This is a genomic window from Gilliamella sp. CG16 (assembly GCF_046635785.1).
In the GTDB taxonomy this organism is placed as follows: Bacteria; Pseudomonadota; Gammaproteobacteria; order Enterobacterales; family Orbaceae; genus Gilliamella; species Gilliamella apicola_I.
Genome location: NZ_JBIDFL010000003.1, coordinates 51,399 through 67,824, shown reverse-complemented (window position 1 = coordinate 67,824; position 16,426 = coordinate 51,399). Strand labels below are relative to the sequence as shown.

The window sequence follows — 16,426 nt, the reverse complement described above, 5'->3', positions numbered from 1 at the left end:
TATGCTTCCAGAATTACGCAATTATGGTCAAGAAGTGACTCTTATCATGAACAGTGGTATTCAGTTTCTTGATTTTGCACTTAAAATAGATTGGAAAGACAGCCAATGGCGCAATAAAGCGAATGGGTGCTTTATTGATCCGTCCGAAAGTGGTGCATTGATTCGATTACTAGAAGATGTCGAAAATGGTCAATTTTTTAGTCCTGACAACCCCACTTTTGCGGTTACCCCCACACAAGAAATTAGTGTCGATCAATCCCTAAAATTGTATGACGGTGTTTGGTTACCGATTCCTGTTTTACGGTCGATTCCTCCAGAACGATTTGATAAAGGTCCTCATAACTGGAGCAGAGTAAGAATTGTCAGTATTCCTCAAGGTGAAGATCCCGATGGTAATACGCATCGTATAACATTTGCGTTTGACACTAAAATCTTTGCTAATTTGGATGATGTTGCTTATCTTGCTCCAACTGAAAATGACGTAATGACAGGTGCGATTTTTAGTCTGGCGCACCGCTCTGATCATGTGTCATGGTTTTTAGAACTCAAATGGATTTCTAGTTGGTTAATCGATCTGTTTGAAGAATTAGCGCAGCAACCTGAACGCTTAAAGATGCATAAGGATGATATCCAGCAAGAAATGAATAATAAGGCTTATTATGGGCACTATCTTAATATCATTAATTTGCTCGGTGAAACATTAAATCTACCAACCATTAAAATTGTTTCTAACAATAAAAATGATATTGTGAAATCGATTCCTGTCGATATGATTTTAGATGTGGGTAATTCACGAACTTGTGGCATTTTGATTGAAGATCATGTTCAAGATAAAGACAGTCTTAATCATCGCTATGAATTGGAGATACGCGATCTAACCAGACCGGAATATATCTATAACGAACCATTTGAAAGTCGAGTTGAATTTGCACAAACCTTTTTTGGTAAAGAACACTTTTCGCTACAGAGTGGTCGACGAGATACCTTCCGTTGGCCTAGTATTGTTCGTGTCGGTAAAGAAGCAAGCCGCTTAGCTAGTCGCCGTGAAGGCAACGAAGGTGCAACCGGGCTTTCAAGTCCAAAACGTTATTTATGGGATCAAGATAAGTACGAACAAGGTTGGCGTTTTAACTCTTATTATGTAAAAAGCGATCATGAACCTTTTGCAACGGCAGAGCCCTTTTCAAATTTAATTAATGAATATGGTGAAGCCCTACATATTCTTAATAACAATATTCAAGAAGAATATGATCGTAAAATACCGGTATTCCACCCTAAATATTCACGTAGTTCGCTCATGACGTTTATGTTATGCGAAGTATTGATGCATGCTTTAATGCAGATTAATAGCGTTGCGCAACGTAATAAACTTGAACATGCTAAAACGCCACGTAATTTACGTTCAATTATCTTAACGATTCCGCCCGCTATGCCAAAACCCGAACAAGCGATATTTAAAAGTTGTGTGTATCAAGCTATTGGACTTGTTTGGAAAAGTTTAGGTTGGGATAATTCGGATGATAATATTGATTTTACTCATCCGGAAGAACTTAAACATATTTGGCCAAACATACCGGAAGTTTATATTCAATGGGATGAAGCAACCTGTGGTCAAGTAGTTTATCTTTTCAATGAAACACAAAATAATTTTAACGGACGTAGTGAAGAATTTATTGCTTCAATTGTTCGACCTGACAAAACCAATAAGCAAAAAGTTACCATTGCGACGGTGGATATCGGTGGGGGTACAACCGATTTAGTCATCAACGATTACCATTTAGATTATGGTGCAAACGGGCAACAAAACAGTAGTAATGCCTATATTGTTCCAAGTCAGCGTTTTCGTGATGGTTTTAAAGTAGCGGGTGATGATATTTTACTTGATATTATTCAAGATATTGTTTTAACCTCGTTAACCAACGGCTTAAAGCAGGCAGGACTTGCTGATCCAAGCCCAATCTTGTCAACGATTATTGGTTCACAACAACTTTCTATTCAAGATGCGGTTTTACGTCAACAACTGACATTACAACTGTTTACGCCGATAGGTTTGCGAATCTTGAAAGAGTATGAAATTTACGATCCTTTACATAGTGAACAGCAGGTATTTAGCGCAAGTTTTAAAGAATTATTAGAGCATCATGTTATGACTGATAGTGTGCTGAATTTTATTAATGAGCCAATCAAGCGTGCATTAAATAATCCTGACTTTTCAGTGCTTAATTTGAATATTGAGATTAATCTCAAACGAATTCATTACCTGTTTATACGTGGTGATTATTACAATATTTGTAAAACGTTTGACGCATTGTCCGAAATCATCAGTTGTTATCAATGTGATGTGCTGTTATTAACTGGACGCCCTTCACGCTTACCGGGTATTCAAAGTTATTTTCGATCTCGTTTGTCTATCCCTGCAGGGCGAATCTTGCCACTCCATGGTTATTATACGGGCGGATGGTATCCATTCCATAAACAAGAACGCATTGATGATCCTAAAACCACCGCTGCTGTAGGCGCTATGCTTTGCTTCTTAAGTAAGAATTTAAGGCTACCTAATTTCTATTTTAGATCAACAAATATGGATCTTTATTCAACAGTCAAATACATTGGATTGTTGGATAATTTAAACATGATTAAAAATGAAAATGTCTATTACCGAGATATAAATTTAGATGATCCTGATTATGATTTTCCTGATCTATCTTTTGAAATACGAGGTACAACACGGCTAGGTTTTAAACAACTTGAAGTTGATCGCTGGCCGGCTTCTCCGATCTATATTTTGACCATTGAAAACGGCGATGTTGCTCGGCGTTTAAGTGCTCAAGGCGTGGTACTTGAAGTGACCTTAGGTATTAAAAATAGGCAAAAAATGGTCGAGAATTTTTATATTAAAGACATAAAAGCATCTGATGGACGAGCTTGCAATAAAAACCAAGATGTTAAACTGAGTTTAAATACAATGGTTAACTCCGGTTTAATCAGTACCCAATATTGGCTTGATAGTGGAATGATAAAACGATGAATAACATAAATGAACAACTGCCTAAATCTTGGGAACACGTTTACCATGCATCAGCAGAAGCAATTGAATGGGTTAATCAAACACGTCATTCATCCAAACGTTTAAATAGTGAAGCAGATAATTTAATTCTTGATTTACGCCGTTTGCGTAATAGCGCTAAACGATTAGGTGAGGTCTCTACCAAATCGGTTGCGGTCGGTTTTTTTGGACTTTCTCAAGCAGGAAAATCATACCTGATTTCGGCACTTGCCGCAGGGGATAATGGCAAACTTGAAACGGTTGTCGATAACCAAATTTTAGATTTTATCGATCATGTCAATCCGGTAGGAAGTGGTAAAGAAGCGACAGGTTTAGTCACGCGTTTTAGTCGAACCGCTAAAGGTGGAATTGCCAACTATCCGTTAGAGTTAAAATTGTTTAGAGAGATAGAAATTGTCAAAATATTAATTAATGCTTTTTTTAAAGATTTTGACCAGCAAAAAGTCTCTAATAAAATTGAATTTTCACAATTAAATCAGTTAATCCAACGGTTGGAAAATAAAAAACAAACCAGTTATGTCGGCGGTATATCGGAAGATGATATCGTTGAACTTTACGATTATTTGTCTGAAAATTTCGGCAACGCTTTAGAAGGTTTAAAAGGGGGATATTGGGAAAAAGCAGTACATTTACTTCCTTATCTATCTGTTTCTGAACGAGGCGAGCTGTTTGCGGTATTATGGGGTGGAATTGCAGAGCTAACAACAATCTATATTCAGCTTGCTAATACGTTATCTCGTTTACATCATGCTGAAACTGTGTATGCGCCGTTAACTGTTTTGATTAAAGAGCAAAATGGTACTAAATCGCAAATTGACAGTATTATGAATGTAGACATCTTAGAGCGATTAAACACCGATAAAGATTCATCGGTTACGATAACGCCTATTAACGGTAAACCAACGGATTTATCTTTGGCGCAACTGGCTTTTTTAACAGCGGAATTAATCTTTCCATTAGTAAACAAAACGCGAGTTTCAACATTTGAAAAAGTTGATTTGCTTGATTTTCCGGGATATCGAGGACGCTTGAATTTAATCTCGATTTCAGATGTTAAAGAAGGTAATCCCATTTCTCAACTATTATTACGGGGTAAAGTTGCCTACTTATTTGAAAAGTATACCGATAGCCAAGAGATGAATGTATTAGTGGTTTGTACACCTTCTGATAAGCAATCTGATGTGAATGATGTTGGGCCGGTGCTTGAACGGTGGATCGGTAAAACACAAGGTGAAACACCTGAAAAGCGAGCAACCAAAGAAGTTGGCTTGTTGTGGGCGATTACCATGTTTGATAAACGGATATGTACATCGTTGACCTTGTCGGAAGATAATCTTAAAAATAGTTGGGGTAAAGGTGGATTATTACAACAAACTATTTTAGAACGTTTTGGAAGTTATGATTGGCTAATGAATTGGTCAAATAATCAGAAATTCAACAATGTTTATTTGGTTCGTAAACCTGGTTTTGATGTACCGTTTTTAAATGTCGATCCTTCTTCACGCCAAGAACTGTCTCATAATGAGAATTATCAGACTAAAATGGACGTATTAAAAAAGACTTTTATCGACAATGTTGATGTTCAAGAATATGTATCTCAACCAAAAGAAGCGTGGGATGCCATGCTTAAACTTAACGATGGCGGTATAGGTCGAATTAGTCAATATTTAGAAAAAGTAGCGATTACTGAAGTAAAACAACAACGTATTGTTGAGCAATTAAATGAAAAAATTGATTACATCACAAATATGCGTTTTGATACGTGGTACCAAGCTGGTAGTGATGAAGAACTTGGTAAGAAAAAACACGTTATCGCAGATGTGGTGAAAGAGTTGCAGGGTAAAGCATTGTTATTAGGTGAATTACTCAAAACTTTAGAATTGCCGGATCAAACAATTCGAGCTTTGTATCATTCCAACCATGTAGAAAACCAGATAGCTAAAGATAATGATGATAATTTAGTCGGCAATTTATCCAATGATTTTGGCTTTAATACTGAATTTGACCTTTTTTCGGACATGAATAGCAATTTAACCAGTAAGCCAGCAGTGACTTTGCCGACTGAATCTAAATTTGCTAAGAGTGTTTTTACAACTTGGTTAGAGCACTTAAGAAATATCGTGCTGGATCAGCATATTTTACAGTTTTTTGGTTTAAGCCAAAAATCATTATCTTTTATTGTTGAAGAGCTTATTACAGGAGCCAATCGTTTGAAGATTGAACAAAATTTAACTGAAAAAATCTTAAATAACGAAAATACTGGCAGTAAACGTGATGATCTTGAATCAAGACAGATAAGTACAATTCATACTCAATTATCTGATTATATTGCGTGGTTAGGTTTTATTGAAGGTCAGGTGGATAACATTCCAATGAGTCGTGTTAATCATGGCAAGCGTATATTTGCATCACCGTTAAATGAGTTTGTTATGCAATCATCTCACCAGTTGCCAAAATTGGATAATAATACTAAAAATTATTCTCAATTTGCGATATTTGATTGGTTTATAGCTTTTGCTACGCTTGCACAAGAAAATGTCGGACATCATGCCGGACGGGAAATAAGTCAGGAACAAAATAGTCGTCTGGGTGAGATTTTGGCATGTTTTAAACAATCACAAATTAAATTGGATGATTTCTTGTAAATTAATGCAATAACAAAGTGAAGTGACAGGATAGAGGACATTATGGCATTAAGAATCGAATTAAATGGTTATAAACCGGGTATAGCTAAATTTTTGGCATATAAATGGAATGGTAGTGCTGATATTGAAATATTGATTCAACGTAATCAGGATAGTTATTATTTGTCTGGATTAAATCAATGGAGTCCAGAAAAAAGTTGGCATACGTTGGCTGATATGACTGTCGAACATGAACAATTAACCGGGCTTGTTGGTGAATGGCTGGTTGATTCGTTATTAACTCAAGAAAGTACTGCACGATTTTTGGTACAGATTCGTGATAAGCAAAACGAAAATTACAGTGACCGAGGCGTCATTAACATAGCTGATGGTGTGATGACGTCAGCTGCATTAAACACGGTTACTACTATGTCTGATACGCATCTTGAACCTGAGGAGTGTGTAGATGTAATCCCCGATGACGAAAAAATGGATGGCGAAACACAAACCATTTACGAGCCTGAAATCGAAGAACAAATTATCGAAGAACCTGTTGAACCCGTCGTTGAGGAAGTCGTTACATCCGTACCCACATCTGAAACTGTAACGGATGAGACGTTGACACAACCGATTAAACAAAAAAGAAAATCAGGTTTAATATTCGGCTTGATCATTGCTATTTTACTGTTAATTGTTATGGGTATCGCAATTTGGTATTTTCTATTCTTCCAAAATCAACAAGCTAAAGACGCTGAACCGGCTATGTTAGGTCAATGTAGTTTAAGTCAAGTAGGTGATGATGATCTCACTTTTATTCAAAAATGTTTGCAAACTAAACCACTAACTCCAATGATTATTCAGTTGATCAATGATGCTAAAAAAGCAAAAAAATGTAATATTGCTCAGCGGTTGTATGCTAATCAATCACAAGTAAATTCAACCATTGCCATTTTGTATGCCAAAGAATATGACGAAAAGTATTATCAAGCTAATAGCTGTTTTGAAGCTGATAAAGAAACGGCTATTTATTGGTACGAAACCGCATTGAATAATGATCCCGATAATAAAGACGTAAAAGCACGGTTAGCTGAGCTACAAAAGTAGGTAGGAACAAAAATGGAAAATTTAGCTATCTCAAAAATTATGTTTGTATTGAGCTTAACTTGTTTACCCTTGATAAGTTTTGCCAATGAACCGCTTAAACAGCAAGGTAAAACAACACTGTATCAACGCGTACTAAGTACGCCAACGTGTGAGTTAAAAAAAGATATTAGCGAGGTTACAGGACAGCAAGTTCCTGCATTTTCTCGCTATTATGTTTATGAACGAAAAAATCAAAATAACCAAGAATGGTTAAGTGTTGGGCCTGATTCCTATGGAAAAACGGTAGGTTGGATTAATGGCTCATGCGCAATTGAATGGAATATGCAAATGACCTTGGTTTTTACTAATCCGGTTGAACGTGATCCTTTGCTATTTTTTAAAGATAAAGATTCACTCACGGCAATTGTTGATTCTGAACATCCAGAAACATTATTAAAACCCATTCGTGAGGCATTAAACGTTAACCAAACTTCGCCAAAAGTTATCGCTCAAGAGCCGGCGGAATTTGTTGATTTTAAAAATAACTTCTATTTATTACCTATTTTACAAGGTGAAGAGGTCATGAATGGACAAGGGTTTTATGAGCGTATATTAGAAGTCGCCTCTGTCAGTAAACAAGATAAATTAGTGGCAACAACTCAGAACGTTAAGTCATCCACTACCACTCAAAAAACAGATGATAATACTAATCAAGTCGCTCCTTTTAAAGCTGCAATTGTGTTTGTGATAGACTCAACGATTTCCATGGATCCGTATATTTCAAGAACCAAAGAGGCCGTTGAACGCGTTTATCAGCATATTGAAAAAGAGAAGTTACAAGATCAAGTTAAATTTGGCTTGGTGTCATTTCGATCAAGTTTAACCGCATCCGATAAACTTGAATTTGTCACAAAAGTTTTTGCCGATCCAAACCAAGTAAAAAATCGTGAAGATTTTAAAAAACTCAGTGCATCACTTAAACAAGCCTCGGTATCAACGGCTTATTTTGCCGAAGATTCATTTGCGGGGGTTGCACAAGCGTTGAATGATATTAATTGGAACAGTTTTGGTGCGCGTTATATGATTCTTATTACGGATGCAAGTGCAATTCCGGGGGATGATAAACTTTCAAGCACCGGTATGGATGCTGCGCAATTAAGGCTTGAAGCACAGCATAAAGGGGTTGCGATTTATGCATTACATTTAAAAACGTCAAGTGGCGAAAAAGATCACCAAATTGCTGCGACGCAGTATTCTGATTTAACGTACAATGATTTTATTCATAAATCACTTTACTACCCTGTTAATGCCGGTAATGTGAATGAGTTTGGTCAAAAAGTTGACTCTTTAGCCAAAGCCTTAGCCGAGCAAGTGAAACTTGCTTATAAAGGTGAAGCGTCAATAGGTAATGCGATTAATGCTAAAGATAGTAATGCCGATATGTTAAATGATGCATTATTACTGGGTAAAGCTATGCAGTTGGCTTATTTAGGTGAAACTAATGGGTCTAAAGCGCCTTCGGTCTTCAAAGCGTGGATTGCTGATAAAGATTTTATTAAACCCACTATTCCAACAGCTGAACCTCGAATCTTATTAACTAAATCTCAATTAAGTGATTTAAGCGATATTGTTAGTAAAATCGCCAATGCAGCAAATGATGGATTAATTTCTGCCGATGATATGTTTTCGCAGCTACGATCGGTTGCTGCTGCTATGGGGCAAGACCCAAGTAAATTAAAATCGAACGCAGTCACAAAAATTGCCGATTTGGGGTTACTTGGGGAATATTTGGATAATATCCCTTATAAAAGCGATGTAACTGGGTTGGATCAAGAGACGTGGAAAAGTATGAGTGGTCTTGAGCAAGAAAAATTTATTCGTAATTTAAATAGTAAAATTCGTTATTATCAGAAATGTAATGCGGATGTTGATCGTTGGATTTCATTAGCGGAAGGTAGTGATCCTCGTGAAAATGTTTATCCTATTCCTTTAGAGATGTTACCGTAAACAGATGCTAACGATAAAAAAACTTGCAATCACGCGCTCAACTGGTAAATCTTTTTTTAGTGTTAACCTTTCTGCGCTGACCGTTAAAGCGGGTGAGGTGGTTATTATTCGAGGTGATAGCGGTTCGGGTAAAAGCACATTACTTGAAATGATAGGTATGATTCTAAAGCCTGACCATATTGGTTGCTACAATCTTACTATGGATAATGGTGACGTTGATATTGCTCAACTAATCCAACACGATAAACTGGATAAGTTAGCGGATATGCGCGCAAATTATTTGGGCTTTATGTTGCAAACAGGCGGATTACTCCCTTTTTTAACGGTGCATGATAATATTTTGCTTTCAGTAAATGTGTTACAAAAAAAGGTGGATAAACAACGATTTGATTATTTAGTACAAAAGTTGAGTATTTCACACTTGTTAAGTAAATATCCTAAACAACTCTCGATTGGTGAAAGACAGCGAGCTTCTTTTATTCGTTCAATTATCCATAAACCTGCACTATTACTGGCTGATGAACCGACTTCAGCGCTTGATCCTTATAATGCCAATTTATTATTTGATTTAATAATTGAGCAAGCTCAACAGGATAATATTGCTGCCTTGATTGTGACCCATGATTGGCAACGTATTGCTGATAAAGGATTATTTACTTTAACGTCTCAAATTACCTCTTCCCATTCATCCGAATTTTTACCCTTACAAGATGAGGTATAAGCGATGATCACATTATTATCGAAATGGCGGCTTATTACTTGGTTATCTTTGTCGGATTTATGGTACGACAAGAAGGTTTCATTTTGTATTATTGCATCGGTGATCTCGGTAATTACCCCACTGTTGCTACTCTTTAGCTTAAAATATGGTGTTGTTTCACAGCTTCGCCAGCAGTTACTTAATGATCCGCAAAATATAGAAGTTAAAATTGTGGGTAATTTACAGTTAGATCATTCAATGTTTGAATGGATTGCCCAACAACCTGAAACAGCGTTTGTGGTTCCGTTGACACGTTCTCTTAATACTCAAGCTGATTTAATGAAAGATAATCGTCATTTTGTTAATAATGCTGAAATTATTCCGACAGCTAAAGGTGATCCTATAACCCAAAGTTTACCGCTCTTGCATCATGAACAACAGATTTTAATATCCGCTTTAGCCGCAGAAAAAATGCAGGCAAAGGTTGGTGATAAAGTAAAAATGGTTGTGACAAGGCAACTCGATGGCAAACTGGAAAAAGGTATAGTCGAGTTAGAGATCATCGGAGTGATTCCCGAAATTTATTATAGTCGGGCTGCCGCATTTGTGTCTTTAGCGCTTTTAATTGATATGGAACATTTTTATGATGGTTATCAAATAAATATTTTTCAATCAACCACAGGGCTTGTTAATCCGCCAGAACATAACTCATTTGCCAGAGCACGTATTTATGCAAGGTCACTTGATGATGTAGCGCCTTTGTCTTATAAACTACGTCAACAAAATATTGAAACACGTACTCAAGCTAATGCGATAGAAAATATGCAAGCGATAGATCGGGTTCTCAATTTTATATTTAGTGTCATTGCAATAACGGCTGTATTAGGGTGTATTTTATCTTTTACAGGATCATTTCTATCTAATATTGAACGTAAACGCAAAGATATCGCTTTGATGCGATTACTTGGATTTAAATCAAAAGGGATTATGCTTTATTTAATGACTCAAGCCATGATGCTAAGTTGTTTGGCATTTATCATTTCTTGCCTACTTTTTTTATTTGGCAACTATGCCTTTAATTTTGTGTTAGGTAAAAATTTAGTTTCACATCCAGTAGTTAGCCAATTACAATTTTATCATTTTATTATCGCATTTTTACTTACTTTATTGATATCAGCTATTGTAGTAACGGTAGGAGGTCGACGTGCTGTTAAGATTCAGCCAGCAGAAAGCTTGCGCGAAGTATAATCATAAAAAATGGCATTATTGGGGACTAATCTTAAGTTTTATCCCTTTATGCAGTTATGCTGAGCCTTGGGAGAGTAAGTTTTATAATCCTAAACCTGCCAGTGATGATGTGATTTTGCCGATGCCTTGTGATGGGCGTTTGGTGATGAAAAGGGTATTTACGCCTACCAATAAACCACTTGATGATGTAAAAGTAATTTTAGGCAGTAATCAAAAAGAGTTAGGTTTTGCTGAATACGCAACACCTAATTATATTTCTGGTAGCTTTTCTAATGAAAACGAAGAAAGGTATTATTTAATCGGTAAATATGAAATTACAGCACTACAATATCAAGCGGTGATGAATGATACTTGTCCAACGGCTAAAGTGAGTTTGATTTTCCCTATGACTAATATTAGTTGGTTTGATGCTATTGCATTTAGTAATAAATATAACCAATGGTTACTGGAAAACCAATCTCAATTAAAAGCGTTGCCAAAAGGCTATGTACGTTTGCCAACGAATACCGAATGGGAGTACGCTGCACGGGGTGGCATGAAAGTCACTGAATCTGAATTTCGCGAGACAGTTTTTCCTATTACGAGTGGTTTGGAAAACTATGCATGGTTTTCAGGGGCAAAGTCAGCCAATGGAAAATTACAACTTATTGGTCGGTTAGCTCCTAATCCACTGGATCTTTATGATATTTTAGGTAATGCCAGTGAAATGATGTTTGATTCATTTAGAATGAATAAATTAGATCGTTATCATGGACAACCAGGAGGCATGATTATTCGGGGCGGTAGTTATTTGACTCCTGAATCTTCAATAACAACTGCCTTTCGTAGTGAAAAGCCTTACTATGATAATAAAGGTGCTTATCAAAGCAAAGATGTTGGATTTCGTTTAGTGTATACCACTGAAGTTATGCACTCTAAAGTTTCGATTAAAGAATTAGAAAAACAGTGGAACGAACTTGGTAATGAAGTCGAATCGTCAAATGATAACAATGTGGTGAATGAACTGGAAAAAATTACTAAACAAGTTGAAGATGAAAAAACTAAAAAAGAGTTAAATCAACTTAATCTACTTTTACGAAGTGCGAACCAGTCACGGGATGAGCAGCGAGATCGTTCCATTCAATCTGCCTTACAATTGGGGGCTTTTTTATGTGCGAATGTCTCTGATCTTAATGATAAATATGAATATAATAATAATTTATATAATACAATGATTAATGAAATTTGTGATGCAAGTGACTCAAGTGAGCTAGAGAGTACAGATATGTGTTCTAAAACAAAGTTAAATAATTTAAATCAAGTTGTCATTGATTCAAGAAATGCACGCAATTTTATATTAAAATATTATGCTGATACTATTGTTAGCACTGCATCAAATTACGAAAAAAACACAATTAATGAACAAGCTAAAGCAACACAATTTATTTTACAAAGTAGTGGAAAGGCAAATATGAGCGATTATTTAAAGCTCTATTTAAAACATATCAATCAATACATTGTATCGGGTAAAATAGAACAATCAGTTTGGTTACAAACCTGCAATGAAATTAAAGGAAGGAAATAATGAAAAAAATAGTTGTCATAATAACATTATGTTTATCTGTTGTCTTAACTGGATGTCAATCATCAGGGTGGAGAACTAAAGACGTTGATCCTGCATTAACCAATAGTAATACATCTCAATTTTTTAGTAAATCAGCCTGGCAATCGTGTGTCGTTGGTGCAGGATTTTCTGGTCTTAGCTGTATTTTAGTTGGCGGAAAACCGGGTGTTTGTCTGGCTACAGCAGCGGTAGGGTGTGGTGTATTAATGGGCGCTAATTATTATCTTGATTCTAAGCGTGCTGAGTATGCAGATGAAGAAATGCGCATTGATGCTTATATTTATGACATTCAGCAAAATAATATGGAAGTACAAGCTGTTACTCAAAATGCACAAGCCGTATTGGATAAAAATTTAGCAACTTTGAAAGTGTTAAATAGTCAGATTGAAAATAAAACGTTGAGTAAAAGACAGATTAAAAATGAGTTGAAGCAAATCGATGCAAATATTGCTTACTTAACTGACAAATTAGATCGTATGAAAGGCATTGAAAGTGATTGGGTTATGCTTTCAGCAAGGGAAAAACAATCAGGGATTAATATGTCAAAATTAGATAAACAAATTAATCAGCTTCATAAACAGATAGCATTACTTGAAAAACAAATTAATGTGGTAAGTCAACAACGTTCAGCAGTACAGGTGAGCTAATGATGAAAAAAAGATACCTTATATTATTCAGCCCTATTTTGTTGTTAATGGGCTGTTCAACCACAACCGAACAGTGTGATCCAACGAATACGAATATCGGTTTTTTTGATAAGATAAGTTGTCATTATTCTGGCAACTATCAAGCCCGAATTGATAAAAAACAGCAAATTTTAGAAGATGAAAAAAAGGCAAATCAACAATTTAAAGCGATCTATGCCAATATCGAACGACAGAAAAATGACACTGCCTTAAGTATTAAGCAAAAGCAAGCACAACAACAAAAATTGAAAGATGATTTAACGAGTTTAACCAACGAAATTAAAGAAAAAGCGAAAGATCGCGCAGACTTGCAAGCACAAGTCGATGATATTGAAAAACAACTTAAGCAAGTGAATAATTCAAATTCTTCAGAAATTGAAAAGAAAGTTGAGTTAGATAAATTAAATAAAAAACTTCAACAATTACAGAAAGCTTTGAATATCTAAATTTGCGTATTCATTATACCAATAGTTAGTAAAAGCGATGTTTAACATAAGGAAACAAATTAGCAATGCAACGTATAACCAGAATGTTATTTGATCCAAATGATTTAGATAAAATCACGTTATTTGATCAATATAATTCAGTTTTACAATTGTTAAAGCCTAATGTTAGCGAACGTAGTTTTTCGATTTTAGCAATACCGAGATTGATTGAAGGCGATCATTATCTCGGTTGGTATACGCATCTTGAAGGTCAACCCGTTGCCATTGAAGATATTATTAATGAAGCAGATAAAAAGCAGATTGAAAAAACACTTCAAACACGTTTAAATGATATTGAAAATACTATTAAAATCAAATCATTAACGGAAGATCAACAAACGCTGATTTCGGCTTGGTTACCGAGAATGAGAAGTTTAGGTAATGTGATTTATGTCATTAATAATGAACCTGTGATTGTTCATCATTTTGATGAGCCAATCCTGACTAATGAAGTGGCTCCAGCCTTTCCTGTCAAGACAACAAAATCATTTTGGCGTAGGTGGTGGTTTTTGACCTTAGCACTTGCTTTTGTCGGGTTACTTGGATATCTATATTATTTATATATAAAAGATAAAGCACCCGTACCTATTGCTGAACTATTACCACCAACGACCTCAAACAATCCCACTTCTGAAGTAATTAGCTGTATTTCACAGGAAGAAATCCAAAAAAACGAGCAAACCTCTAAAATGGTGATGATATTTGATAACTCCGCTTCGATGTATTTAACGCTTACTGAACCTCAAGCAGAAATTGAAAAATATTTGTCAAATGGGATTGATCATCTTACTTTCGAAGAAGCCAAACAATACGAAGAAAGAATGACCCGATTACCGAATCGACTATCGAGTAGTAAGCAAGTTGCGTTATCCAGTATTGATAAAATACAACCTAATATCAATATTGCTCTTGTCACGTTAAATAGTTGTCCTGTCGCAAAGGCATCGGCATTTTATCATTTTGAAAATAGAGAAAAATTGAAGAATGAAATTAATCGTTTAACGCCATTAGAATACGATAGTGCTACTCCGTTATATAGTGGTGTAAAGCAAGCCAGTTCAATGCTTGATGGCGTAAATCATGATGATTATATTTTAATTATCAGTGATGGTGACGATAATTGTTCGGAAGATAATATTTGTACCTTAGCCAATGTAATTGCCAACCAACAACCACGTTTAAAAATAAATATAGTGGACATTGTGGGACAGCATAAGATTGATTGTTTAGCGGATAAAACGGGTGGAAAGGTTTATATAGCTAACAATGTCCCCGAGCTTGTTGAACAGATGAATAATGCGGTTTCTGATATGAATATCAGTAAACCTTTGTGTGAATAAGTAGCATTCGAATAGGATATTATTCAGTGATGATCTTTAATATTTGGATGTTCATGTTGAAGCTGAGGTAAAATTAGAATGATCTGTAAGGAAGTTAATTTATCATGCAGCGAATAACACGGCATTGTTTTGATAGCAGTGATTCACAAAAAATCAATTTATTAGAACAATATAATTCATTACTATCGTTATTAAAATCACATCTGACTGAGCGGACTTTTTCTGTCTTCGCCATTCCAAAATTGATAGAAGATGATCATTACATTGCATGGTCTACCAATCTGGAAGGACAACCCATATTATTAAGCGATATTAATAATGAACTATATCGACAAACGGTAACGACAACGTTACAAACACGTATTATAGATATTGAAAATACCGTTAAATTGATGTCGTTAACCCCTGAACAACAAACACTGATTTCATCTTGGATACCAAGAATTAAAAGTTTAGGTAATTCGATTTTTGTCATTAATGATGAACCTGTTATTGTTCATACGTTTGAAGATCCTGTTTTACCGCCTAAAGTATCCGAACCCAAGCTTCCAACCAAATCGGCTTGGCGTTGGTGGTCTATATTCCTTTTAGCATTGCTAATATTGGCATTAATTGGTGGGCTTTGGTATGTCTTTTATCCATTTAATAAAGATAGTGTGGCTGAAACGAGTCATGTTTCAGCACCAGTAATAATACCTGCTGATGAAGAGAAAAAACCTCAATTAGAGCCAGTTGATGTTCCTATCCAACCTGATCCAGAAGTTAAGCCGGATCCCCAACCTGTTGAGCACACAGAAACAGTGGTTGAAGAGAAAAAACCGGAACCTGAAGAAAAGCCTAAACCAAAAGTTAAAAATCCTGCTAATTGTATTACCAAAGAAGAATTGGTCAGTAATCCCAATCCTTCTAAAATGGTGATGGTATTTGATAATTCGTTGTCGATGATAGTGACATTAGCAGAGTCACCCGCTGAGGTTGAACAGTATTTTCAGTATTTGGGTTATGGTTTTCCACGCTATATGTCGGAACAAGACAAGCTAAACTACGAAAAACGTATGACTCGATTACCAAGCCGTTTATCAAGTAGCAAAAAGGTTGCTTTAACTAGCATTGATAAAATACAACAAAATATCAATATTTCACTAGTGACCCTAACGGGCTGTCCATCGGCCGAGGTTTCACCTTTTTATAGTTATAAAAATCGTGGAACATTGAAAAATAAAATTAATAAACTGACGCCAACCGCTGCTGGTGGTGGGGGAACACCACTTTATAATGGATTAGAAAAAGCCAGTAATATGCTTGATGGGGTAAAACGAGATGATTATATTTTAATTATCAGTGACGGTGAAGATACCTGTACTCATAAAAATATCTGTACATTAGCTCATCATATTTCAGTCTCAAAACCTCGTTTAAAAATCAATATTGTCGATATTGCTGGTGAACATAAGATTGATTGTGTTGCAAATGCGACAGGGGGCAAGGTATATATAGCTCAGACACCAAAAGATATGATTAAACAGATGAATAAAGCCGTTTCAGATATGAAAATTAATCGCCCTGTATGCCAATAAAGAATA

At 35.7% G+C, this 16,426-nt stretch carries 11 protein-coding genes; all 11 read left to right on the top strand.

Annotation, left to right across the window (positions count from 1 at the left end; all coding sequences use genetic code 11):
- Window position 1: 1 nt before the first annotated feature.
- The 11 genes from ACGH47_RS04405 (at window position 2) to ACGH47_RS04355 (ending at window position 16,420) form a co-directional block, all read left to right on the top strand.
- Window positions 2-3,028, top strand: a complete 3,027-nt coding sequence (locus ACGH47_RS04405) for a virulence factor SrfB (RefSeq protein WP_411599332.1) — start codon at window positions 2-4, stop codon at window positions 3,026-3,028.
- Entirely contained in the window at window positions 3,025-5,712 is a 2,688-nt protein-coding gene (locus tag ACGH47_RS04400) for a putative virulence factor (RefSeq protein ID WP_411596722.1), read from the top strand. The genes ACGH47_RS04405 and ACGH47_RS04400 overlap by 4 nt, the downstream gene beginning before the upstream one ends.
- 42 nt (window positions 5,713-5,754) lie before the next feature.
- On the top strand, window positions 5,755-6,795 hold the full coding sequence (locus ACGH47_RS04395; RefSeq protein ID WP_411599334.1) for a hypothetical protein: 1,041 nt from the start codon (window positions 5,755-5,757) through the stop codon (window positions 6,793-6,795).
- 12 nt (window positions 6,796-6,807) lie between these two features.
- Window positions 6,808-8,781 carry a vWA domain-containing protein gene (locus tag ACGH47_RS04390; protein ID WP_411599336.1) on the top strand — a complete coding sequence of 658 codons (1,974 nt, stop codon included), beginning with the start codon at window positions 6,808-6,810 and terminating at the stop codon, window positions 8,779-8,781.
- 4 nt (window positions 8,782-8,785) lie between these two features.
- Window positions 8,786-9,502 carry an ABC transporter ATP-binding protein gene (locus ACGH47_RS04385; RefSeq protein WP_411599338.1) on the top strand — a complete coding sequence of 239 codons (717 nt, stop codon included), beginning with the start codon at window positions 8,786-8,788 and terminating at the stop codon, window positions 9,500-9,502.
- Between the two features lie 3 nt (window positions 9,503-9,505).
- On the top strand, window positions 9,506-10,729 hold the full coding sequence (locus tag ACGH47_RS04380; RefSeq protein WP_411599339.1) for an ABC transporter permease: 1,224 nt from the start codon (window positions 9,506-9,508) through the stop codon (window positions 10,727-10,729).
- Window positions 10,686-12,293 (top strand): SUMF1/EgtB/PvdO family nonheme iron enzyme, encoded by a 1,608-nt coding sequence (locus ACGH47_RS04375; protein WP_411599341.1) that lies wholly within the window; start codon window positions 10,686-10,688, stop codon window positions 12,291-12,293. The genes ACGH47_RS04380 and ACGH47_RS04375 overlap by 44 nt, the downstream gene beginning before the upstream one ends.
- Window positions 12,293-12,979, top strand: a complete 687-nt coding sequence (locus ACGH47_RS04370) for a hypothetical protein (RefSeq protein WP_267350403.1) — start codon at window positions 12,293-12,295, stop codon at window positions 12,977-12,979. Before ACGH47_RS04375 ends, ACGH47_RS04370 begins: the two co-directional genes overlap by 1 nt.
- Window positions 12,979-13,464, top strand: coding sequence for a hypothetical protein (locus ACGH47_RS04365; RefSeq protein ID WP_411599343.1), 486 nt, complete (start codon window positions 12,979-12,981; stop codon window positions 13,462-13,464). The genes ACGH47_RS04370 and ACGH47_RS04365 overlap by 1 nt, the downstream gene beginning before the upstream one ends.
- A 65-nt stretch (window positions 13,465-13,529) precedes the next feature.
- On the top strand, window positions 13,530-14,843 hold the full coding sequence (locus ACGH47_RS04360; RefSeq protein WP_411599345.1) for a vWA domain-containing protein: 1,314 nt from the start codon (window positions 13,530-13,532) through the stop codon (window positions 14,841-14,843).
- Between the two features lie 104 nt (window positions 14,844-14,947).
- A complete protein-coding gene (locus tag ACGH47_RS04355) occupies window positions 14,948-16,420 on the top strand; it encodes a VWA domain-containing protein (RefSeq protein ID WP_267379789.1) in 1,473 nt (490 codons plus the stop codon).
- The last annotated feature ends 6 nt before the right edge of the window (window positions 16,421-16,426 follow it).

Bases quoted from the DNA above. Each gene is read 5' to 3' on its own strand.
- ACGH47_RS04365 (WP_411599343.1), top strand. From the start codon at position 12,979: ATGATGAAAAAAAGATACCTTATATTATTCAGCCCTATTTTGTTGTTA.
- ACGH47_RS04395 (WP_411599334.1), top strand. From the start codon at position 5,755: ATGGCATTAAGAATCGAATTAAATGGTTATAAACCGGGTATAGCTAAA.
- ACGH47_RS04355 (WP_267379789.1), top strand. From the start codon at position 14,948: ATGCAGCGAATAACACGGCATTGTTTTGATAGCAGTGATTCACAAAAA.
- ACGH47_RS04370 (WP_267350403.1), top strand. From the start codon at position 12,293: ATGAAAAAAATAGTTGTCATAATAACATTATGTTTATCTGTTGTCTTA.
- ACGH47_RS04385 (WP_411599338.1), top strand. From the start codon at position 8,786: ATGCTAACGATAAAAAAACTTGCAATCACGCGCTCAACTGGTAAATCT.
- ACGH47_RS04380 (WP_411599339.1), top strand. From the start codon at position 9,506: ATGATCACATTATTATCGAAATGGCGGCTTATTACTTGGTTATCTTTG.
- ACGH47_RS04390 (WP_411599336.1), top strand. From the start codon at position 6,808: ATGGAAAATTTAGCTATCTCAAAAATTATGTTTGTATTGAGCTTAACT.
- ACGH47_RS04360 (WP_411599345.1), top strand. From the start codon at position 13,530: ATGCAACGTATAACCAGAATGTTATTTGATCCAAATGATTTAGATAAA.
- ACGH47_RS04400 (WP_411596722.1), top strand. From the start codon at position 3,025: ATGAATAACATAAATGAACAACTGCCTAAATCTTGGGAACACGTTTAC.
- ACGH47_RS04405 (WP_411599332.1), top strand. From the start codon at position 2: ATGCTTCCAGAATTACGCAATTATGGTCAAGAAGTGACTCTTATCATG.